The 20,432-nt window shown below is 72.2% G+C and carries 20 protein-coding genes and 1 pseudogene; 11 read left to right on the top strand and 10 right to left on the bottom strand.

Translation table 11 applies throughout. The annotated features are described in order from the left end of the window. Positions 1-24: 24 nt before the first annotated feature. Both AB0G01_RS04650 and AB0G01_RS04645 read right to left on the bottom strand, forming a co-directional pair. On the bottom strand, positions 25-933 hold the full coding sequence (locus AB0G01_RS04650; protein WP_360939876.1) for an SDR family oxidoreductase: 909 nt from the start codon (positions 931-933) through the stop codon (positions 25-27). Further along, on the bottom strand, positions 933-1,508 hold the full coding sequence (locus tag AB0G01_RS04645) for a TetR/AcrR family transcriptional regulator (RefSeq protein ID WP_360939634.1): 576 nt from the start codon (positions 1,506-1,508) through the stop codon (positions 933-935). Before AB0G01_RS04645 ends, AB0G01_RS04650 begins: the two co-directional genes overlap by 1 nt. A 49-nt stretch (positions 1,509-1,557) precedes the next feature. Here AB0G01_RS04645 and AB0G01_RS04640 point away from each other — a divergent pair, with 49 nt between their 5' ends. After that, positions 1,558-2,349: an HAD family hydrolase gene (locus tag AB0G01_RS04640; RefSeq protein ID WP_360939632.1), complete on the top strand. Its 792-nt coding sequence runs from the start codon at positions 1,558-1,560 to the stop codon at positions 2,347-2,349. 132 nt (positions 2,350-2,481) lie between these two features. On the opposite strand, the gene AB0G01_RS04635 is transcribed toward AB0G01_RS04640, so the two are convergent. Further along, complete coding sequence (locus AB0G01_RS04635) at positions 2,482-2,916, bottom strand: PPOX class F420-dependent oxidoreductase (RefSeq protein ID WP_360939630.1); 435 nt, start codon at positions 2,914-2,916, stop codon at positions 2,482-2,484. Positions 2,917-3,128: 212 nt separating this feature from the next. Between AB0G01_RS04635 and AB0G01_RS04630 the strand changes: the two genes are divergently transcribed. From AB0G01_RS04630 to AB0G01_RS04620, 3 genes are all read left to right on the top strand, one after another. Continuing rightward, a complete protein-coding gene (locus tag AB0G01_RS04630) occupies positions 3,129-4,043 on the top strand; it encodes an ATP-binding cassette domain-containing protein (protein WP_360939628.1) in 915 nt (304 codons plus the stop codon). 1 nt (position 4,044) lies between these two features. Then, the gene (locus AB0G01_RS04625; protein WP_360939626.1) at positions 4,045-4,806 is read left to right on the top strand and encodes a hypothetical protein; all 762 of its coding nucleotides are present in this window, start codon (positions 4,045-4,047) and stop codon (positions 4,804-4,806) included. A gap of 169 nt (positions 4,807-4,975) precedes the next feature. Further along, positions 4,976-5,881: an ABC transporter ATP-binding protein gene (locus tag AB0G01_RS04620; protein WP_360939624.1), complete on the top strand. Its 906-nt coding sequence runs from the start codon at positions 4,976-4,978 to the stop codon at positions 5,879-5,881. A gap of 4 nt (positions 5,882-5,885) precedes the next feature. On the opposite strand, the gene AB0G01_RS04615 is transcribed toward AB0G01_RS04620, so the two are convergent. Beyond that, complete coding sequence (locus AB0G01_RS04615) at positions 5,886-7,112, bottom strand: S8 family serine peptidase (RefSeq protein ID WP_360939622.1); 1,227 nt, start codon at positions 7,110-7,112, stop codon at positions 5,886-5,888. Between the two features lie 338 nt (positions 7,113-7,450). Between AB0G01_RS04615 and AB0G01_RS04610 the strand changes: the two genes are divergently transcribed. From AB0G01_RS04610 to AB0G01_RS04590, 5 genes are all read left to right on the top strand, one after another. Next, positions 7,451-7,936, top strand: a complete 486-nt coding sequence (locus tag AB0G01_RS04610) for a hypothetical protein (RefSeq protein WP_360939620.1) — start codon at positions 7,451-7,453, stop codon at positions 7,934-7,936. Positions 7,937-8,043: 107 nt separating this feature from the next. Next, the gene (gene trmB, locus AB0G01_RS04605) at positions 8,044-8,685 is read left to right on the top strand and encodes a tRNA (guanosine(46)-N7)-methyltransferase TrmB (RefSeq protein WP_360939874.1); all 642 of its coding nucleotides are present in this window, start codon (positions 8,044-8,046) and stop codon (positions 8,683-8,685) included. 145 nt (positions 8,686-8,830) lie between these two features. After that, positions 8,831-9,952, top strand: a complete 1,122-nt coding sequence (locus AB0G01_RS04600; protein ID WP_360939618.1) for a nitric oxide synthase oxygenase — start codon at positions 8,831-8,833, stop codon at positions 9,950-9,952. A gap of 271 nt (positions 9,953-10,223) precedes the next feature. Then, complete coding sequence (locus AB0G01_RS04595) at positions 10,224-11,393, top strand: histidine kinase (protein ID WP_360939617.1); 1,170 nt, start codon at positions 10,224-10,226, stop codon at positions 11,391-11,393. A 22-nt stretch (positions 11,394-11,415) separates the two neighbouring features. Continuing rightward, complete coding sequence (locus tag AB0G01_RS04590) at positions 11,416-12,717, top strand: amidohydrolase (RefSeq protein WP_360939615.1); 1,302 nt, start codon at positions 11,416-11,418, stop codon at positions 12,715-12,717. 55 nt (positions 12,718-12,772) lie between these two features. On the opposite strand, the gene AB0G01_RS04585 is transcribed toward AB0G01_RS04590, so the two are convergent. Together AB0G01_RS04585 and AB0G01_RS04580 are read right to left on the bottom strand one after the other, a co-directional pair. After that, positions 12,773-13,438: an SDR family oxidoreductase gene (locus tag AB0G01_RS04585; protein WP_360939613.1), complete on the bottom strand. Its 666-nt coding sequence runs from the start codon at positions 13,436-13,438 to the stop codon at positions 12,773-12,775. Positions 13,439-13,517: 79 nt separating this feature from the next. Then, complete coding sequence (locus AB0G01_RS04580) at positions 13,518-14,222, bottom strand: hypothetical protein (protein ID WP_360939611.1); 705 nt, start codon at positions 14,220-14,222, stop codon at positions 13,518-13,520. A 266-nt stretch (positions 14,223-14,488) separates the two neighbouring features. Here AB0G01_RS04580 and AB0G01_RS04575 point away from each other — a divergent pair, with 266 nt between their 5' ends. Then, positions 14,489-15,049, top strand: coding sequence for an HD domain-containing protein (locus tag AB0G01_RS04575; protein WP_360939610.1), 561 nt, complete (start codon positions 14,489-14,491; stop codon positions 15,047-15,049). Positions 15,050-15,130: 81 nt separating this feature from the next. Here the strand turns inward: AB0G01_RS04575 and AB0G01_RS04570 are convergent, their stop codons facing one another. Together AB0G01_RS04570 and AB0G01_RS04565 are read right to left on the bottom strand one after the other, a co-directional pair. After that, the gene (locus AB0G01_RS04570) at positions 15,131-17,224 is read right to left on the bottom strand and encodes a PhoX family phosphatase (RefSeq protein ID WP_360939608.1); all 2,094 of its coding nucleotides are present in this window, start codon (positions 17,222-17,224) and stop codon (positions 15,131-15,133) included. Positions 17,225-17,566: 342 nt separating this feature from the next. Beyond that, positions 17,567-17,824: pseudogene (locus tag AB0G01_RS04565) on the bottom strand (hypothetical protein); the annotation flags it as partial. A gap of 64 nt (positions 17,825-17,888) precedes the next feature. Here AB0G01_RS04565 and AB0G01_RS04560 point away from each other — a divergent pair. Continuing rightward, positions 17,889-18,527 (top strand): HAD family phosphatase, encoded by a 639-nt coding sequence (locus AB0G01_RS04560; RefSeq protein ID WP_360939606.1) that lies wholly within the window; start codon positions 17,889-17,891, stop codon positions 18,525-18,527. Between the two features lie 130 nt (positions 18,528-18,657). Here AB0G01_RS04560 and AB0G01_RS04555 read toward each other — a convergent pair whose 3' ends face one another. Further along, positions 18,658-19,749: an inositol-3-phosphate synthase gene (locus AB0G01_RS04555; protein ID WP_360939604.1), complete on the bottom strand. Its 1,092-nt coding sequence runs from the start codon at positions 19,747-19,749 to the stop codon at positions 18,658-18,660. A 25-nt stretch (positions 19,750-19,774) separates the two neighbouring features. Then, a complete protein-coding gene (locus tag AB0G01_RS04550; RefSeq protein ID WP_360939602.1) occupies positions 19,775-20,332 on the bottom strand; it encodes a PadR family transcriptional regulator in 558 nt (185 codons plus the stop codon). Between the last annotated feature and the right edge of the window lie 100 nt (positions 20,333-20,432).

Raw genomic sequence — 20,432 nt, 5'->3', positions numbered from 1 at the left:
CGCGGGTGCCGGGCACCCCCGGGCTCAGCGGTACCGCGCGACGTCGACCGCGGTCGGGTCGAGCTCCGGCTTCACGACCTCCTCGTTCCACCGCCCCCAGTCCGGTCGCGAACCGTCGACGTCGGTGAAGCCGTACTCCCGCATGAGGGTCCACGACGCGAGCGCCCTGCCGGTGAACCGGTCGCGCTCGGGGTCGGCCGCGAGCGCCGCGATCCCGCGCCCGACGTACCGGGGCGTCTCGGACATCGCGTAGTGCGGCGACCGGGGGATCGCGTCCCGCCAGTTCTCCTCGGTCACGCCGAAGTGCTCCAGCATCTGCTCCGACCGCAGGAACCCCGGCGTGACCGCGACCGACGTCGTCCCGTACTTCGCGACGTCCCGCGCCAGCACCACGCCGAACCGCCGGATCGCGACCTTCACCGAGTCGTAGGCCAGCATCCCGGAGTAGTGCTCGTCGCTGTCGCCGTCGGTCACCTCGACCACCAGCCCGCCCGGCCGGGCGATCACCAGCGGGATCAGCCGGTGCAGCGCGACCAGGTGCGCCTGGACGCTGTTGCGCCACATGCCGAGCTGCCGCTCCAGGTCCTGCTCCCAGAACGGGATGAACTCCGTGTCGGCCTCGCCGCCCCACACGTCGTCCACCAGGACGTCCAGGCGTCCGTCCCCTTCGGACTCGATGCGCGCCCGGAACGCGTCGACGTCCCGCGCCGCGGTGAAGTCGCACCGCACCGCGATGCCCCGGCCACCCGCCGCGTCGACCAGTTCGGCGGTCTCCTCGATCGTCTCGTCCCGCCCGATCGGCGACTTCGACCCGCGCGTCGACCGACCGCCGACGAACACGGTCGCGCCCGCCGCGCCCAGCTCCACCGCGATGGCCCGTCCCGCGCCCCGCGTCGCCCCCGTGACCGCGGCCACCTTGCCCCGCAACGACATCAGCTCCCCTTCCGCCACGCGGCCAACACCGCGTCCACGTCCTCCGCCAGTCGGTCCGCCAGCGCACCGCGCGGCCGGACCGACCAGTCCATCGACACGCCGAAGAGCAGACCGGTGAGCACCCGCGCCGCGCGGCCGGCCGGCGGTCCGCTCGGCAGGTCCACCTCGCGGGTGAGCGCGAGCACGGTCCGCTCGGTCACCGCGTGGAGCTCGCCGAGCAGCGCCCGCAGCTCCGGGTCGATCAGGTCGACCCCGAGCTGCGCCAGGTGGTTGCCCGCCTCGACCGGGTCGGCCACGTCCTCGAACCACGTCAGCAGGGCCGCGCGCAGCCCCGCCGCCGGGTCGGCGCACGCGCGGGCGGCGGCGAGCATCCGGCGCTCGACGTCCGAGGTGGTCTGCCTGGTCAGCGCTCGCAGCAGCCCGAGCTTCGAGCCGAACCGCTGCGCCGCGGTGCCGACCGAGACGCCCGCCTCGGCGGCCACCTCGGCGAGGGTGAACCCCGGCCCCCGGCGGCCGATCACCACGGCGGTCGCGGTCAGCAGGCGCTCGTCGGTGATGGTCTTCGGTCGCGCCACCCCGTTATTGAACCACGATTCAATAACCTGGTCCACTAGGGTTCGGCCGGTGAGCCGGAGACCGCGCCTCGTCGCCCTGGACATCGACGGCACCATCACCCCGGCGGGCCGGGAGGACATCGCCCCCGCCGTGCGCGCCGCCGTTGGGCGCGCGGTCGACCACGGCGCGCACGTGGTCCTCGCCACCGGTCGCAGCCTGATCGGCACCCGCCCGATCGCCGACGACCTCGGGCTCCGCGACACCACCGCGATCTGCTCCAACGGCGCGGTGTGGTGGGACACCGCCGCCCGCGAGGTGGTCCGCGAACTCGGCTTCGACGCCGGCCCCACCGTGGGCCTGCTGCGCGGCCTGTTCCCCGGCGCGGTGTTCGCCACCGAGCGGATCGGCGTCGGCAACCTGTCGCTGGGCCGCTTCCCCGACGGCGACCTGTGGGGCGAGGTCCACCAGGTGTCCGCCGCCGAGCTCACCGCCGACACCACGCCCCGGCTGGTCATGCGGTGGACCGGCCGGACGCCCGAGGAGGTGGCGTTGCGCATGCTCGACGTCGAGCTGCCCGGCGTGACGTGGTGGGTGGACAACACCGAGCCGTGGGTGACCGTGTCGCCGTCGGGCGTGACCAAGGGGTCGGCGCTGGAAGACCTGCGGGTGCGCCTCGGCGTGCCCGAGGAGGACACCCTCGCCATCGGCGACGGGCACAACGACGTGGAGATGCTCAAGTGGGCCGCGCGCGGCGTGGCGATGGGTCAGGCACCCGCGACCGTGCGGGCGGTCGCGGACGCCGTCACCTCGACGGTGCTGGAGGACGGCGCAGCCGCCGAGCTCGACCGCTGGTTCGCCTAGCGCGACGGCGGTCGTCAGCCGCCGTGGTGGTGCCCCGCGCCGGTCAGTCGGCCCGCGCGGGTGCTCCGGCGGCTGATCGCCCGGATGTCCACCCGGCCGGTCGTGGACCACGACGTGGTCCACCCGATCGGACTACTCGGCCACGTCGACCTTCGCGACGACGTGCGCGTCCCGGATGCGGACGACGACCTCGCCGGGGCCGCCGTTGCGCTCCGCGTACTCGTTGGCCCGCGTCGCGCCCATGTAGCGCCCCCCGATCCGGCCCGTCCAGTAGCGGACCTGTTCGGGATCGTCCACGATCTCCGCACGACCGGTGATCGTGACGAAGGCGAACGGGGGTTTCTCGTCGTCCAGGCAGAGGGAGACCCGGCCGTCGCGGGTGATGGACCTGCCCTTGACCGAGTCGAGGTGGGTGGTGAAGACGATGGTGCCCCCGTCCAGGTCGACCCAGACGGGCGAAACGTGCGGCGAGCCGTCCTTGCGGACGACGGCCAGCTTGCCGGTTCGTGCCGGGGTGGCCGAGACGAACTCGCGCCACCAGCCGTTCGGGGCGTCGGTGTAACCCATACCGCCACCGTAGGACCACCGGAACCCCGACGACCACCGGGCGACCCCTCAGGGTTGTACTCAGGGTGATCACGGATTACTACAACCGAGGTAGCAAGGACGATAAGACTGAAGTCGCACCCACGAGTCAACTACAGACCGATGTGGACGACCCCGCCGACCGGGCAGAGTTCTCGTCGAGACCGGGGATGTGCCGTCCAGGGGGAGAAACCATGATCGAGGCTGTCGGCCTCACCAAGCGCTACGGGAACACGGTGGCGGTGGACAACCTGTCGTTCACCATCGCACCGGGTCGCGTCACCGGCTTCCTGGGCCCCAACGGCGCGGGCAAGTCCACCACCATGCGGATGATCCTCGGGCTCGACCGCCCGTCGTCCGGCAAGGTGCTGATCGACGGGACGCCGTACGCGAAGCTGGACCGCCCGCTGCGGACCGTCGGCGCGCTGCTGGACGCCAAGTGGGTGCACCCGAACCGCTCCGCACGCGCCCACCTCCAGTGGCTGGCCAAGTCCAACGGGTTGCCCGTCCGCCGGGTGGACGAGGTGCTGGACCTGGTCGGGCTGTCGAAGGTGGCCAAGCGCCGCGCCGGGGGGTTCTCGCTGGGCATGTCGCAGCGGCTGGGCATCGCGGGGGCGTTGCTCGGCGACCCGAAGGTCCTGCTGTTCGACGAGCCGGTGAACGGCCTGGACCCGGAGGGCATCCTCTGGATCCGCCGGTTCATGCAGGGCCTGGCGGCCGAGGGGCGCACCGTCCTGGTGTCCAGCCACCTGCTGTCGGAGATGGCGGTGACCGCCACCGACCTCGTGGTCATCGGGCGGGGCAAGCTGATCTCGCAGTCCTCCACCGAGGAGTTCGTGGAGCGGTCCGCCGAGAACACCGTCAAGGTGCGCAGCCCGCACGCCGACAAGCTCGGCGCGCTGCTGGTGGACAAGGGCTTCACGGTCCACGAGGACGCCGACACGCTGTTGACCGTGTCGGGTGCTTCCAGTGACCAGATCGGTGACATCGCGGCTTCCGCCGGCGTGGTGCTGCACGAGTTGAGCCCCCAGCGCGGTTCGCTGGAAGAGGCCTTCATGCGGCTCACGGGTGATTCGGTCGAGTACCACGCGGTCGAGACGGGAAAGTGACATGACTCTGCTCGCTGTTGAACGGATCAAGCTCTTCACCACGCGGTCCCCGTGGTGGTGCATGGTGCTGGCGCTCGGCCTGACCGTCGGTCTCACCGCGATCATCGCGGCGAACTGGGACGGCGCGCCGATGCCGGTGATCGGGGCCGTGTTCACGCACACCTTCGGCCTCTACGTGATCATGGTGATGGCCGCGCTGGCGGTGACCACCGAGTACCGCTTCGGCACGATCAAGGCGACGTTCCAGGCCGTGCCGGACCGCATCTCGCCGCTGGTCGCGAAGGCGGTCGTGGTCTCGCTGCTGGCCGGCCTGGTCGGCGAGGCCGTGGCGTTCGGCTCGTGGGGCATCAGTTGGGTGCTGGCGAGCGACAACTCGCAGCTCGCGCTGACCTCCGCCGCCGACTGGCGGCACGTGGCCGGCATCGGCCTGGTGTACGCGGCGGGCGCGATCCTGGCGCTGGGCGTCGGCGCGCTGGTCCGGCAGACCGCCGGCGCGGTGTCGATCATCCTGGTGTTCGCGCTGGTGCTGGAGAGCGTGGTCGGCTTCATCCCCAACATCGGCGACGACATCCAGAAGTGGATGCCGTTCACCGTGGTCAGCAAGTTCATCTTCGGCGACCCGGACGTGGGATCGCTGCCGGACGGCGCGGGGCCGCCGGTGGTCGGCGAGCTGTCGCCGTGGGGCTCGCTGGGGTACTTCGCGGCCATCGCGCTCGCGGTCTACGTCATCTCGCTGGTCGTCGTGAAGCGGCGGGACGCCTAGGACCGATCGTCCCCGACACGGCCGGCATCGGGGCCGGCCGCGCCGGGAACAGGGGGAAAGGGGGAGAGCTCGGGTCACCTTCGGGGGGTGACCCGAGCTCTCGTCGTTCGACGCAGTGGCACGTTCGGCAGTGGCACGTTCGGCAGTGGCGGATCGGACAGGAGCAGCCATGATCGAGGCGACCGGACTGACCAAGCGCTACGGGAGCACCGTGGCCGTGGACAACCTCTCGTTCACGGTCGAGGCGGGTCGGGTCACCGGCTTCCTCGGCCCGAACGGCGCGGGCAAGTCCACCACCATGCGGATGATCCTCGGACTGGACCGCCCGTCGGGCGGCAAGGTCCTGATCGACGGCAAGGACTACCACGAGCTGCACCGACCACTGCGGACGGTCGGCGCGCTGCTGGACGCCAAGTGGGTGCACCCCAACCGCTCCGCGCGCGCCCACCTCCAGTGGCTGGCCAAGTCCAACGGCATCCCCGACGGGCGGGTGGACGAGGTGCTGGACCTGGTCGGCCTGTCCCAGGTCGCCAAGCGCCGCGCGGGCGGGTTCTCGCTGGGCATGTCGCAGCGCCTGGGCATCGCCGGCACGCTGCTGGGCGACCCGAGGGTGCTGCTGTTCGACGAGCCGGTGAACGGCCTGGACCCGGAGGGCATCCTCTGGATCCGCCAGTTCATGCACCGCCTGGCCGAGGAGGGCCGCACGGTCTTCGTCTCCAGCCACCTGCTGTCGGAGATGGCGCAGACCGCCCAGGACCTGATCGTCATCGGCAAGGGCCGGCTGATCGCGCAGACCAGCACCGCCCAGTTCATCAAGGACGCCACCGAGGACACCGTGAAGGTCCGCTCGCCGCAGCTCGACCGGCTGCGCCCGCTGCTCGCCGAACTGGGCCGCACCGAGGACGGCGTGGCGGACCAGGCGCTGGTGGTCCACGGCGTGGAGGCGGCGGCGATCGGCGAGCTGGCCGCGCGGCACGACATCACCCTGCACGAGCTGAGCCCCCAGCTCGGGTCGCTGGAGGAGGCTTTCATGCAGCTCACCCGCGAGTCGGTCGAGTACCACGCGCACGAGTAGCGGCTCAGGGCACGTGCCGCCAGAAGTCGTCGGACGGCGGCGGCAGCTCGACGACCCGGGGTCCCGCCGGCCGCGACCGGCGGGACAGCAGCAGCGCGACCACGACCACGGCGACCACGACCAGCAGCAGCCCGCCGAACGCCACCAGCAGCCGGAACCTCGGCGTCGCCTCGGGTCCGGTGGCGGCGACCCCGTCACCCGGCTCGCCGGTCGGCGCGGTCGGCGCGGTCGGCGGGGTCGCGGTCGTGGTGCGGGGCGGCGGGGCCAGCGGGTTGCGGTCCACCGGCGCGACCTCCGCGGACAGCGCCGCCACCACGTCGACCAGGCCGAACCCGGTCAGGTCGTCCCGCCCGGCGGGGCCCAGGTCGACGGCGGTGGTGATCAGCCGGTGCACCACGTTCCCGGCGTCCAGGTCGGGGAACCTCGACCGGACCAGGGCCGCCGCGCCGGAGACCAGGGCGGTGGCCGCCGAGGTCCCGTCGACCGAGGCGTAGCCGGTGGAGGAGACCCCGGCCGGCACCGCCGTGACGATGCCCCGGGCCGGTGCCGCCAACACCGTCTCGGGACCGGTGTTGGACGACGCCCACACCGCATTCCCCTCCTCGGTCCCGGACACCGCGATCACCCCCCGGATGTTCGCGGGCGCGCCGACGTGCCGCACGCCGGCATTCCCGGTGCCCGCGACCACGACGACGTCGTGGTCGAACGCGTAGTCGACGGCGTGCCGCAAATCCGGCGTCAGGGTCGCTTCCGAGGTGAGCGAAAGGTTGATCACGTCGGCCCCGTTGTCCACCGCCCAGGAAATCCCGGAGGAGACCGAAGCGGTGGTGAACCGACCGCCGCCCGACCCCACCGAAACCGGCAGGATGCGCGCGCCCGGCGCTACTCCCAACGCACCTCCGCCGATCGCCCGACCGGCGATGAGAGTGGCCATCGCGGTGCCGTGGCCGTTTTCGTCCGCGGTGCCGCCGGTGCCCGCCGCACTGCCGAAGCCGGCACCCGGCAGCAGCGCTCCGGCCAGGTCAGGGGTGCCGGCGTCGACGCCGGAGTCGACCACGGCGACCACTACGCCGTCGCCGCGCGCCCAGTCGTAGGCCCGCGCCACGCCCATCGCGCCCAGGTGCCACTGCTGTTCTCCGACGGTCTGCGCCCGCCACCCGGAAGACCTCGCGCCGGTGCCCCAAGCCGCCCCCGGAAGGAATAGCAGGATCGCGCCGACGACGGCGATCACCCGGCTCCTCATCCCCGATTTCCCCCTGTGGTCGAGGTCACAGATATTCCGATGATTCCACGTTTCGAACAGCCCCGGACCGGCAATCGGAGTAGGGGAGCCGTGAAGGCCCCGTGAACTCCCGCACAGCACGGTGACAGAACCGTCTGAACCAGGTCAGATGGAAAGCAGCGAATCGTGAGGCGGCGACGTGCCGCACACGAATTCGGATAACCCCCGTCAAGGAACTCCCCGGAGGTGAACCCGTGACGGTGCTCGATCCAGATGTGAACGCCGAGTCGTCGGCCGGTTCGAAGAGGGTGCCACGGCAACGTGACCGCGCCCTTCGCGTCGAGCCGATGATCGCCCTCGAATGGTCGCACGCGATCGAACCCGCCGGTGGTGCCGGCCTCTCCACCGCACCGGCGCAGAGCCGGCGGGCCTGGATCCACCGGGCCGACGAGCAACAGGTGCTGGCCCTCTACCGGGCCGTGGGCGGTGCGGCACCCGCGCCGTGGTGGCTCCGCGCGCTCGACCGGGGCAAGCTGCCCTCCCGCGCGGCCGGTTTCGCCGTCGAGGACGAGGTGACCGCGCTGCTGGCCGCCCGACCCGGCTGGGTCTTCGTGCCGTGGGCGACCGAGGGCGAGGTCGGGTACTGGGAGTTCGTGCCGTCCGAGAGCGGCGTGTACGGCCCCGCCGACCCCACCACCGTCCAGTTCACCGACCGCCACGCTGGCTGGGTGGACCTGCTCCCCGCCCACCGGGGACCGGGCCTGCGCCGGCCCCTCCCGTTCACCCCCGCCGAGCTGCGCGACCAGATCGACGACCTGGAGAACATCGCCTGACGCAGCGCCGCCCGATCCACCGCTTAGGCTGTACGCCCGTGACGACGTCCAGCCATCGCCCGGCCCACCACCGCTCCATCGTCAGCTACGTGCAACGCGGTGAGCGGATGACCGTCGGGCAGGAGCGGGCCTGGGACCGCCACTGGGAGCGCTTGGGCCGCGAGGTCAAGGCGCTCCCGGCCGGTCCCCTCGACTTCGCCGGGTGGTTCGACCGGGAGGCCCCGGTGCTGCTGGAGATCGGGTCCGGCATGGGCGAGACGACCTCCCGGCTGGTCGCCGCCGCGCCCGAGCTCAACTACGTGGCCGTCGAGGTCTACAAGCCCGGCCTCGCCCAGTTGCTGATGCGCGCCGAGGCGCTCGGCGTGACGAACCTGCGCGTGCTGCGCGGTGACGCCGTCGACCTGCTCACCGAGCACGTCGCGCCCGACTCGCTGACCGGTGTCCGGATCTTCTTCCCGGACCCGTGGCCGAAGAAGAAGCACCACAAGCGCCGGCTCGTGCAGCCGGAGTTCGTGCGCCTGCTCGCGACCCGCCTGCGGCCCGGCGGCACGCTGCACCTGGCCACCGACTGGGAGAACTACGCCGAGCAGATGCTGGCGGTCTGCTCGGCCGAGCCGCTGCTGCGCAACCGGCACGCCGACTGGGCCCCGCGCCCGGACTGGCGGCCCGTGACGAAGTTCGAGCAGCGGGCCGTCGAGGAGGACCGGATCAGCCACGATCTGATGTTCGACCGGATCGAACTCACCTGACCGTGTCATAAAGTCACGACGTGGAGTGGTCGACGCGGCAACTCTGCGTTGTTTCGTCATCCCATCGAGTGGGCCAGCGTGATCACTTGGTGTGCCCCGTCTGGCAGTGACGAGTCACCTCGTTCCGCAACTACGGTTGCCGACCGTGACCGCCATCGACAACGAACCGGTAACGCTCGACCTGGACGCCGCCGAGGGTTTCCTCCGCATGTTCCACATCGCCCACCCCGAGGCCGGGCCGGTCGGACCGCGCCTCGCGCACATCCGCGACGAGATCGCCGAGACCGGCACCTACCGGCACACCACGCCCGAGCTCTCCTACGGCGCGCGGATCGCGCTGCGGGACAGCGGCTGGTGCACCAGCGGCGTCCCCTGGCGTCGGCTGAAGGTCCGCGACCTGCGCGGGTTGCGCAACGCCGGTGCCGTGGCCGCCGAGTGCGTGGAACACCTCCGACTGGCCACCAACGGCGGTGCGATCCGGCCGCTGATCACCGTGTTCGCCCCGGACGCCCCCGCCGCGCCCGGCCCGGTGATCTGGAACGAGCAGCTCGTCCGGTACGCGGGCCACGCGGACGGCGGCGGCGACCTCCGCTACCGGGGGTTCACCGACGTGGTGCGGGGCCTGGGCTGGCGCGCACCCGGCCCGCCCGGCCCGTTCGACGTGCTCCCGCTCGTGGTGGAGACCGCGCACGAGGGGCCGAGGCTGTTCGCGATCCCGCCCGACGTGGTGCACGAGGTGTGCCTGGAGCACCCCGACCTGCCGTGGTTCGGGTCCCTCGGGCTGCGCTGGCACTCCGTGCCGCTGATCACCAACCTGCGGCTGTCCGTCGGCGGCGTGCACTACCCCGCCGCACCGTTCAACACCTGGTTCGTCGGCTCCGAGATCGGCTCCCGCAGCCTGGCCGACGAGAACGCCTGCGGGGCCGCCCGCCCGGTGGCCGAGGCGCTGGGCCTGGACACGTCCGCCGAGCGCTCGCTCTGGCGCGACCGGGCCGCGGTGGAGCTGAACCGGGCCGTGCTGCACTCGTTCGACCTGGCCCAGGTCACCATCACCGACCACCACGCCGAATCGCTGCACCGGCTGTCCTGGCTGCGCTCCCGGCAGCGGCCGGCGGGCAACCGCCCGGCCTTCCGGCTCGATCCCGTCGCCGCCCGCCGGGCGCGCTCCGGCGGGCCGGCACGCTTTTCCCCCGGCCCGGTGGAAACCACCCGGCCGCATTCCCCCGGACGCCTCGCGGAACTTCTCCGCGGGTACCCGGGAGCGTGATCGGATCACCGCTGCGAATCGACCAGCACGCCCGCCAGCGCCATCAGGACCAGCACCAACAGACCGAGTACCGCACCCGCCCAGGTCGCCACAACACTCAGCACGACGTTCCTCCGTTCCCCGACTGCCACTCCAGAGTCACCCGCGAAAAGCTCATCCGACATCGGCCAGCGGGGTATTTCCCGGCGCGTTCGGGTCAGTCCTGCGGATGACCCGCCGCACACCCCCGGGCGGACGCGCTCTCAGCTCCGAGGACATACCGTGACGTGCTGTGGAGAGCTCTCACCTCGGCTGGCGCGCACTGGCCCGCCGCCAGTGGCCGCTGGCGGGCGCACTGCTCCTCTTCGTCGGCACCGAAGCGCTCGACGCCGACAACTGGTGGCAACTGCCCGGCACGCTGGTGCTGGCCGGGATCGCGGTGCTGGCCCCGCGCCGCCCGTTCGACGCCGCGCTGGCCGGCGCGACCGCCGTGCTGGCCACGTCCGTGCTGCTACGGGTGGCGGGCGAGACGCCGACGGGTTCGGTGGTGGGCGAGCTGGTGCTGTCGGAGACGGCGGCGGTGATGGCGACCACCGCGATCGTGGTGCGGCAGGCCCCCGTGCTCAAGGCGCTCGTCGGCACCCTCGTGCTGGTCGGCGCGGCGGCCTCGACGCACTGGCTCCGGCCGTCGTTCTGGGACGAGTACGCCGAGCTCCACGACTACCGCGGGCCGGGCTCGTGGCCGCAGGTCATCGCCGGCGTGGTGCTGCTGGTGCTGTCGGTGGGCACCGGGCTGTACTTCCGGGCGCGGGACCGGGAACGGGCCACGCTCGTGCGCTCCGAGGTGACCGCCGCGCAGCACGCCGAGCGGATCGCGCTGGCCCGTGAGCTGCACGACGTCGTCGCGCACTACGTGACCGCGATCGTCGTGCACGCGCAGGCGGCGCAGGCCGTCCCGGCGGCGGCGCAGGAGGTGCTGCCGATCATCGCGCAGAGCGGGAGCGAGGCGCTGACCGCGATGCGCCGGCTGGTCGGGACGTTGCGCGGCGCGGAGAGCGACGCGCCGGCGGCGACCAGCGACCTGGCCGACGACGTGCGGCAGGTCGTGGCGCAGTCCGGCCAGCCGGTGCGGCTCAGCCTCGACCTGCCGTCCGAGGTGCCGCCCTCGCTGGCCCGCTCGGTGCTGCGCCTGGTACAGGAATCCCTGACCAACGCCCGGAAGCACGCCGAAGGGGTGTCCGCCGTGGACGTCTCGGTGGCGGTCGTGGCGGACGCGGTGCTGGTCGTGGTGGCCGACGACGGCCGCGCCCCGAAAGCCGCGCCGGTCGGCGGTTCCGGCGGGTTCGGCCTGGTGGGAATGCGCGAACGGGTGGCCCTGCTGGGCGGCACGTTCACCGCCGGGCGGCGCGACGGCGGCGGCTGGGAGGTCCGCGCCGAACTGCCCATCGCCGAGACGGGGTGAGCCGTGCGGCAGGATCGTCGGCATGTCGTTGCGCCTGCACGCTCCCGTGGTCCTGCCGTGTGATCCGTCCTGCACCGTGCTGCGGGACGCGGTCGTCGACGTCGTCGACGGCCGGGTGGCCCACGTCGGCCCCGCCGCCGACGCGCCCGCGTTCGACGGCGAGGTCCGCGAGCTGACCGGCATCCTGCTGCCCGGCCTGGTGAACACCCACGCGCACAGCCCGATGGTGGTGCTCCGCGGCCTCGGCGGCGACCTGCCGCTGCTGCGGTGGCTGCGCGAGGCGATGTGGCCCGCCGAGGCGAGGATGACGGCGTCGGACATCGGCGCGGGCATGCTGCTCGGCGCGGTGGAGATGCTGCGCAACGGCGTCACCACCAGCTCCGAGATGTACTTCCACGGTCCCGAGCTCACCGACGCCGTGCTCCGCGCGGGCTCGCGGGTGGTGTTCGGGGCGGCGATCATGGACCTGCCGGGGATGCCGTGGCGGCCGATGACCGACGAGATCAGCCGGTGGATCGACGCGGACGGGCTGCGGTTCGGCCCGCACGAGCGGGTCGAGCTGTCCTACGGGCCCCACTCGGCGTACCTGCTCAAGCCCGAGGCGCTCGCCGAGATCGCCGGCGAGGCCCGCGAGCGCGGCGCGCTGCTGCAACTGCACGTCGCCGAGTCGCTGGAGGAGGACGTGGCCCAGCGCGCGGCGCACGGCTCCGTGCCCCGGCTGCTGGAGCGGGCCGGCGTGCTCGGCGGGCGGGTGCTGTCGGCGCACTCCGTGCACCTGTCGCCGGAGGACATCGCGATCTACGCCGAGCACCGGGTGGGCGTCGCGCACTGCCCCGGCTCCAACACCAAGCTGGCGTCCGGGATCGCGCCGCTGCGCGGGTACCTGGACGCGGGCGTGCCGATCGGCCTGGGCACCGACGGCCCGGCGTCCAACGACGACCTGGACCTGTTCGAGGAGGCCCGGCTGGCGGCGCTGCTCGCGCGCGTGACGTCGATGGACGCCACCGCGATCCGCGCCGCCGACGCGCTGCTGCTGGCCACCCGGGGCGGCGCGGGCGCGCTGGGCCGGGACGACCTGGGCGCGCTGGAGGTCGGCCGGTGGGGCGACGTCGTGCACGTCGACGTGGACGACCCGGCGTTCGCGACCGGCCTGGACGCGCCGGACGACCAGGTGCTGGCGAACCTCGTGTGGGCGTCGGGCACGCGGCGGGTCAAGGACGTGTGGGTCGCGGGCGAGCAGGTGGTGGCGGACGGCGACACCACCCGCGTGGACCGGCGGGAGGCCCAGGCGGGGGTCGCGGCGGTGTCCCGGCGGCTGCGCTAGCCGTCGTGCGGCTGCGCCGGCTGTCGTCCGCCGACGTGCGCGCGGGTCGTGGTGGCTAGCGGGCGCGGGGGCGGACGGCGATCTCGGGGAAGTGCGCGTCCTCGTCGGCCAGGACGGCGGTGAGGACGGCGCGGGCGACCGAGTCGGCCGTGAGGTACTTGCCGGGCTCGTAGTCGCCGGCCTCCTGGGCGCGGACGTCGCGCTGCATGTCGGTGTCCACCCGGCCCGGGTGGACCGAGGTGACCCGGAGGTCGGTCTCCTCGGCGCGCAGCACGTCGGCGTAGGCGCGCAGGGCGAACTTGCTGGCCGCGTAGACGCCCCAGTTCGCGTCGGCGCGCTTGCCCGCGCCGGAGTTGATCAGGACGACGTCACCCCGGGCGGCGCGCAGCAGCGGGAGCGTCAACCGGGTCAGCTCGGCCACCGCGAACAGGTTCAGCTCGAACGTCCGCCGCCAGGTGTCGGCGGTGACCTCGGCGAGCGGGCCGAGCTCGGCGATCCCCGCGCTGTGCACCAGCACGTCCAGGCGGGTGAGGTCCTTCGCGGCGTCGGCGAGCGCGGCGGCGTCGGTCAGGTCGACGGCCCACGGGCGCGCGTTCGGCAGGTCGGTTTCCACCTCGCGCCCGCCCAGCAGCAGGTCGTGGGTGGGGGCCAGCGCGCGGGCGACGGCGAACCCGATCCCTCGGGACGCGCCGGTGATCAGGGCGACGGGACGTTCGGTCATGGCTCGACCCTAGAGCTTCGCCACCGGTCCGCTGCCGGCTGACCCGCCGGCACCCCTCGCGCGCGGGTGGTGAGACGCCCTAACCGGGCGGCTCGGCGGTGGTCGTGGAGTACCCCGAGGAATGCCATTCGGTGCTGCTGATGGGCGCGGGGGTGGGCACCGGCACCTCGGCACCGTCCAGCGCGACCAGGTCGTCGCCGATCAGCGCACCGGTCTCCTGGTCGAACACCAGGAGATGTCGGGTGTGCCGCTCCTCGTCGACGTACCCGACGGCGACACCGGACCGGGCGGCGAAAACCCGGGGCGCGCTGCCCACCGAGAGGTCGGGGCAGTCGGCCAGGTCGAGCAGGAGCAGGCGTTGCAACGCCGGCGGGACGACCTGGTTCTTCCAGATCCGGCCGAACAGCGTGAGCGCGGCCGGGGTGGAGCCCCTAGGGTTCCCCTTCCGCAACTCGGCGGCGAGGGCGGCGGGATCGGTGTCGGTGACGAAGGTGGCCGGCAACCGCCCCGGCTCGAAGTCACCGGAGGGTTGCACGCACCGGCCGTCCTGGGTCACCAGCAGCCGCCCCGACCCGTCGGCCGCGATCCACTGCCGACGTTCCTCGTGATCGACGCTGCCCTGGATCTCCCGACTGCCCAGCGTCTGGATTCTGCGCAGGTAGGTGCTGGAAGTGTGCACGTAGTGGTATTTGCCGGCACCGCGTGGCTCCGGCCCGTGGACCGTTCTCCCGGCGAGGTCCCGCAACAGATCAGACGCCGCACTCCCGCCGATCCTGCTCGGCATGACGCCACCTCCTGGTCGGCAAGACGATCAATGCCGTCATCGTCCCGTCTTCCCCGCCCCACGCCAAGATCGCCGGTACCGGACGCTGGTCACGGCCGTCCGCGCAGGCGAACAGGGTTCGGGTCGTTGGCGTCGGTACCCCAGGTCGTGGCCCAGACGAGGTCGCAGGGAGCGCCGCGAGACGCGGCCCGTGCGCCGGGTCGACGCGGGAGAGCAGCGACACTTCTTCGACCACTTGCTGCGCATCGCCGACCAAGGAGAACCGCATGACCGACGAAGGCACCTCGCTCGCGGCGTTCGGCTACGAACTCGGAGTTCTGAAGCGGACCCGCCGGACCGGGTGGACGCACGCGGGTGTGCGCGATCCGGAGTCCGTTGCGGAGCACACGATGCGGGTCGCGCAGTTGGCCGCCTTGATCGCCGCCGAGGAGGGTGGTGACCCGGCGCGGGCTTCGCACCTGGCGCTGTGGCACGACACGCAGGAGACCCGGACCGGCGACCTCCCGCACACGATCGGCGGTTACGTCGACAAGCCCGATCCCCGGCGCATCACCGCCGACCAGACCGCCGAACTGCCCGACCGGTCTCGGGAGGTGGTCCGGGCGGCCGTCGACGAGTACGAGTCGGGGGAGACGGTCGAGGCCCGGTGCGCCAGGGACGCGGACAAGCTGGAGATGCTGCTCCAGGCCGTCGAGTACCGCGACATCGGCGTCCAGCGGGTCGACGGGTGGATCGACTCGGCGCTGCGGGGCATCCGGACCGGAACGGCCCGCAAGATCGCCCAGGCCGCCGTCACGCTGTCGCCCCTTGCCTGGCGGAACCGGTAGTTCGCGAACAGCGGGAGCCGGGTCTCGTGCCGCCCGGCTCCCGTCGTGGCACCCGCGTCGGCGACCCGGCGCGGCACCCGGTCAGCCGCAGATGCGGCCCTTGTCCTTCTTCCACGCCACCACGACGGCCGGGCGCGGTTGGCTGGTGCCGCCGTCCGGCCAGTGGGAGAGCGGGTTGTTCGCCGACGCGCCGTCGATCTCGCCCGGGTGCTGGACGCTGACCAGCACGAAGTCGTCCTGCACGACCGGGCCGCAGGTCTCCGCGCCCTTCGGCACGGTGAGGAACTGCTTGACCCGGCCCCGGTAACGGCCCTCGACCGGGACGGCGAACAGGCCGTCGTTGGACTTCAGGGCGTTGCCGTCGGTGGAGATCCACAGGTTGCCGTGGCTGTCGAACGCCACGTTGTCCGGGCACGAGATCGGCGAGACCTGGGTCTTGTCGTAGCCGCCGAAGTAGGTGTCCGCCGACGTCGGGTCGCCGCACACCAGCAGCAGCTTCCAGGAGAACGTCAGCGCGGTGTTGTCGCCGCGCCGCTCTTCGATCTCCAGGACGTGCCCGTGCTTGTTGTTGACGCGCGGGTTGATCTCCGTCGCGCCTTCCTTGCCGGCCTTGCCGCGGTCGGTGTTGTTGGTCAGGGCCGCGTAGATGCGACGGTTGCGCGGGTTCGGCTCGACGTCCTCGGGGCGGTCCATCTTGGTCGCGCCGACCTTGTCGGCCGCCTGCCGCGTGAAGACGTAGACCTCTTCCGCGGTGAAGCCCTCCACGAACGACCGGGTGCCGGCCGCGAGCGGGATCCACCGGCCCGCGCCGTCGAACTCGCCGTCGGACGGGAGCTTGCCGGAGCCGTCGAACTCGCCGGCCGGGCTGTCGCCGGTGAACTCGGCGACGTAGAGCGTGCCGTTGTCGAGCAGCTTCTTGTTGTGCTCACGGGCGTGGCGGCTGTTGCCCGGCTTGTACCGGTCGTCGGAGACGAACTTGTACATGTAGTCGAAGCGCTCGTCGTCACCCATGTACGCGACGACGCGGCCGTCCCGCGCGATGATGACGTTCGCGCCCTCGTGCTTGAAGCGCCCCAGCGCGGTGTGCTTGACCGGCGTGGACGTCGGGTCGAGCGGGTCGATCTCGACCACCCAGCCGAACCTGTTGACCTCGTTGGGTTCCCGCGCCACGTCGAACCGCTTGTCGAAGCGCTCCCACTTGCGGGTGGACGCCGCGCCGCCGAGGCCGTAGCGGGCCAGCCGCTCCTTCACCGCCGGGTCGGTGACGCTGCCCGCGTTGGCGAAGTACTGGTTGAAGTTCTCCTCGCCGGACAGGATCGTGCCCCACGGGGTCACGCCGCCGGCGCAGTTGTTCAGCGTGCCGAGCACCTTCCTGCCGGTCGGGTCGGCGGACGTCTTCAGCAGCGCCGAGCCGGCGGCCGGTCCGGTGACCTTGAACTCGGTGGTCGCGGTGATCCGGCGGTTGTAGTGGCGGTCCACCTTCGGCACCAGCTTGCCGCTGCGGTGCTCGCGCTCGACCAGCACCACGGACAGGCCGTGCGCGGCCCACGCGATCTCGGTCTGCTCGCGGGTCGGGTTGTTCCCGTCCCAGTTCTCGAACAGGAACTCTTCGGTGGTGTACTCGTGGTTGCTGACCATGAGCCACCGGTTCCAGTGGTTCAGCGGGACCAGGCCGCAGAAGTCGTTGTTGTAGCCGAACTGCTCGGCCTGCGCGGCGGCCGTCTGGTTGTCGAAGTCGAACTCCGGCGCGCCCGGCAGCACAGGGTCGCCCCAGCGGATGACGATCGCGGACTCGTAGCCCTCCGGCGTGACGATCCGGTCCTCGGTGTTCGGCGCGACGGCCTTGAAGTTCAGCCCGTCCCGGCGACGTCCGCCGCCGAGGTCGCGGTCCGCCTCGACCTCGGGCGCGGCGGCGGCCGTGCCCGCACCGGCGAACCCGAGGCCCGCACCCGCGACGGCGAGCACCGCACCGGCCTTGAGCAGGCCGCGCCGGCGCACGACCTCGCCGACCACGTCGCCGAAGTAGCTGTTGTCGGACGTGTTGGGGGCCTCGTGCGCGCAGGCGTCGCCGCAGCGGTACTTGCAGGTGATCGCCGACCGCCCCAGGGGGTGGTTGGGCAGCAGGGGCAGCAGCGCGCGGCCCCCGGTGGTGGATCCGGTGGTGGACGAGGACACGACGGGCCTCCGAGATCGCTCAGTGGGAACTCGGCGACGGTAGGTCGGCAACGCCTCATCCACCGGACGTCGAGGTGAACGCCGAACGAACACCTCGACCACTCACCGCCCGGAACCTCCTGCTCACCGCATGTTTCGGGATTGGTCAGCCGCCGGTGAACCCATAGCGCACCACCGCTACGACGGATGGCCCGCACACTCCTGCGCACAGTGGGGAAGATGCCGCACGGGGCACCCCTCTTCGCCGACGAGCACGTCGGTGGGCGTGATCGGCCGTTCCGCGCCGCTGACGATCACCGCGACCATCGGCAGCGGCTTGACCGGAATCGCCATCACCAGCATGAGCAGCGCGCCGACCGAGAGGCCGATGCCGAGCGCGGCCTCGTAGAGCAGGACCGCCTTGCCCTGGCCGCCGGCCGCCGCGCCGACGATGACGCTAAGCACGGTGGCGATGAAGAAGGCGTTGCCGAGGCCCCAGACGGCCCGTAGGCCCACCAACTGGGTGATGTTCGACGCGAGCGAGCACAGCACGGTCGCGACCACGATCACCGCGGCGAACGCCGTGACCCGCACCTGACGGGGTTGGTCGAGGAAGTTCACTTAGCTGTCCTGATATTATTTGCTTAGGGTAGCTAAGTAAGTGGTCTCCCACTACGGTGCGGGGATGGATGCGGTGGTGTTCGACCTCGACGGCGTGCTCGTCGACTCCGAGACCGTGTGGGACGAGGTGCGGCAGGCGTTCGCCCGCCGGCACGGCGGCACCTGGCTGCCCGACTCGACCCGCGCGATGCAGGGGATGAGCACCCCCGAGTGGGCGGAGTACCTGGTCACGGCGGTCGGCGTGCGGCTGGACCCGGCCGAGGCCGCGGCCGGCGTCGTGGCCGAGATGGCCCACCGGTACGAGGCCGGGCCTCCCGTGCTGCCCGGCGCGGTGGACGTGGTGCGCGCGGTCGCCGCCCGCTGCCCGGTCGCCATCGCCAGTTCGTCCCCGCCCGTGCTGATCACGTCGTTCCTCGCCGCGACCGGCCTGGCCGACGTCGTGCCGGTCGCGGTGTCCAGCGAGCGGGCGGGCGCGGGCAAACCCGCGCCGGACGTGTACCTGCTGGCCACCGGCGAACTCGGCGTCGAGGCGTCCCGCTGCGCGGCCGTCGAGGACTCCACCAACGGGCTGCGCTCGGCGCTCGCCGCCGCGATGACCGTCTACGCCGTCCCGAACCCGCACTTCCCGCCGGACCCGGCGGTGTTGGCGCGGGTCACCGTGCTGCGCTCGATCACCGACCTGCCGGCGGCGCTGTTCGGCTGAACCGGTGCGGGGCCGGACGGGTCGGCACGGGTGGACGGCCCCGGCCGGGCGGCGGGACGACGCACCCACCCCCTCGGTCCGCAGGCCGGAGCCGGCGGACCGAGGGGGTGGGTGCCCGGAGGTGGGGTGGTCAGCGCTCCACGTCGCCGCGGATGAACGCCTCGACCGCCTCGTGCGCCGCCGAGTCCGAGTACTGGACCGGCGGGGACTTCATGAAGTACGAGGACGCCGACAGGATCGGTCCGCCGATACCCCGGTCCAGGGCGATCTTCGCCGCGCGCACCGCGTCGATGATGATGCCCGCCGAGTTCGGCGAGTCCCAGACCTCCAGCTTGTACTCCAGGTTCAGCGGCACGTCGCCGAACGCCCGGCCCTCCAGCCGCACGTACGCCCACTTGCGGTCGTCCAGCCAGGCCACGTAGTCCGACGGTCCGATGTGCACGTTCCGCTTGCCGAGGTCGCGATCCACCTGCGAGGTGACGGCCTGGGTCTTGGAGACCTTCTTGGACTCCAGCCGCTCCAGCTCCTTCATGTTCAGGAAGTCCATGTTGCCGCCCACGTTCAACTGCATGGTGCGGTCGAGCTGGACGCCCCGGTCCTCGAAGAGCTTCGCCAGCACGCGGTGCGTGATGGTCGCGCCGACCTGGGACTTGATGTCGTCGCCGACGATCGGGACGCCGGCCTCCTCGAACTTGCGGGCCCACTCCGGGTCGGAGGCGATGAACACCGGCAGCGCGTTCACGAACGCCACCCGCGCGTCGATCGCCGCCTGCGCGTAGTGGCGGTCCGCGTCCTCGGAGCCGACCGGCAGGTACGAGACCAGCACGTCGACCTCGGCGTCGCGCAGCGCCTGCGCCACGTCCACCGGCTGCTCGTCGGACTCCTCGATGGTCTCCCGGTAGAACCGGCCGAGCCCGTCGAGGGTGTGCCCGCGCTGGACCGTGACGCCGAGCGGCGGCACGTCCGCGATCTTGACCGTGTTGTTCTCGCTGGCCACGATCGCCTCGGACAGGTCGACGCCGACCTTCTTGGCGTCCACGTCGAACGCGGCCACGAACTCCACGTCGCGGACGTGGTAGTCGCCGAACTCGACGTGCATCAGACCGGGCACGCGGGTGCTCGGGTCGGCATCGCGGTAGTAGTGGACACCCTGCACCAGCGACGCCGCGCAGTTGCCGACCCCGACGATGGCCACTCGAACGGTGCGGCGGTTGTCGCCCATGCCGAGTCCTCCTTCTTGTTCTACGTCAATGCCCATTGGGCTTTTCGTCCTGTTCGCGCTGTTCGGCCTGCTCGTGCGCGATCAGCTCGTTGAGCCACCGCACTTCGCGCTCGGTGCTGTCCAACCCCATGCGGTGCAGCTCGCGCGTGTAGCGGTCGATCCGCTCGCTCGCGCCCGCCAGGGCCGTCCGCAGCCCTTCCCGGCGCTCCTCGACCCGCCGCCGGCGGCCTTCGAGGATCCGCATCCTGATCTCGGCGGGCGTTCGGGAGAAGAACGCCAGGTGGACGCCGAAGGAGTCGTCGTCCCACGTCTGCGGGCCCGCGTTGACCAGGAGGTCGGCGAACCGCTCCTTGCCCTCGGCGGTGAGCTTGTAGACCTTCCGCGCGCGGCGGCCCCAGGACCGGACCTCCTCCGGGGCCTCCTCGATGATCCACCCGTCGCGCTGCAACCTGCGCAGCGTGGGGTACAGCGTTCCGTAGGAGAACGCGCGGAACGCGCCCAGCAGCTCGTGGAGGCGCTTGCGCAGCTCGTAGCCGTGCATCGGTGCCTCGTGCAGCAGTCCGAGGATGGCGAACTCCAGCACGTGACACCTCCCCCACCTGCTGCCGATGTGTGCGGCCAGTATATCGGGGCGATACATCCGCCCACGAGTCGAGAAGCGGCGTGGCGCGCCAGGTCACACC

Source organism: Actinosynnema sp. NPDC023587, from assembly GCF_040640215.1.
In the GTDB taxonomy this organism is placed as follows: domain Bacteria; phylum Actinomycetota; class Actinomycetes; order Mycobacteriales; family Pseudonocardiaceae; genus Actinosynnema.
Note: the sequence above shows the minus strand (reverse complement) of the source record. Positions and strands in the feature narration are given on the sequence as shown.

Coding starts and splice junctions, on each gene's coding strand:
- AB0G01_RS04650 (WP_360939876.1), bottom strand. CDS start 933: ATGTCGTTGCGGGGCAAGGTGGCCGCGGTCACGGGGGCGACGCGGGGC.
- AB0G01_RS04630 (WP_360939628.1), top strand. CDS start 3,129: ATGATCGAGGCTGTCGGCCTCACCAAGCGCTACGGGAACACGGTGGCG.
- AB0G01_RS04635 (WP_360939630.1), bottom strand. CDS start 2,916: ATGGGTTACACCGACGCCCCGAACGGCTGGTGGCGCGAGTTCGTCTCG.
- AB0G01_RS04555 (WP_360939604.1), bottom strand. CDS start 19,749: ATGGGCGACAACCGCCGCACCGTTCGAGTGGCCATCGTCGGGGTCGGC.
- AB0G01_RS04575 (WP_360939610.1), top strand. CDS start 14,489: ATGACCGACGAAGGCACCTCGCTCGCGGCGTTCGGCTACGAACTCGGA.
- AB0G01_RS04560 (WP_360939606.1), top strand. CDS start 17,889: ATGGATGCGGTGGTGTTCGACCTCGACGGCGTGCTCGTCGACTCCGAG.
- AB0G01_RS04625 (WP_360939626.1), top strand. CDS start 4,045: ATGACTCTGCTCGCTGTTGAACGGATCAAGCTCTTCACCACGCGGTCC.
- AB0G01_RS04580 (WP_360939611.1), bottom strand. CDS start 14,222: ATGCCGAGCAGGATCGGCGGGAGTGCGGCGTCTGATCTGTTGCGGGAC.
- AB0G01_RS04610 (WP_360939620.1), top strand. CDS start 7,451: ATGATCGCCCTCGAATGGTCGCACGCGATCGAACCCGCCGGTGGTGCC.
- AB0G01_RS04585 (WP_360939613.1), bottom strand. CDS start 13,438: ATGACCGAACGTCCCGTCGCCCTGATCACCGGCGCGTCCCGAGGGATC.
- AB0G01_RS04590 (WP_360939615.1), top strand. CDS start 11,416: ATGTCGTTGCGCCTGCACGCTCCCGTGGTCCTGCCGTGTGATCCGTCC.
- AB0G01_RS04620 (WP_360939624.1), top strand. CDS start 4,976: ATGATCGAGGCGACCGGACTGACCAAGCGCTACGGGAGCACCGTGGCC.
- trmB (WP_360939874.1), top strand. CDS start 8,044: ATGACCGTCGGGCAGGAGCGGGCCTGGGACCGCCACTGGGAGCGCTTG.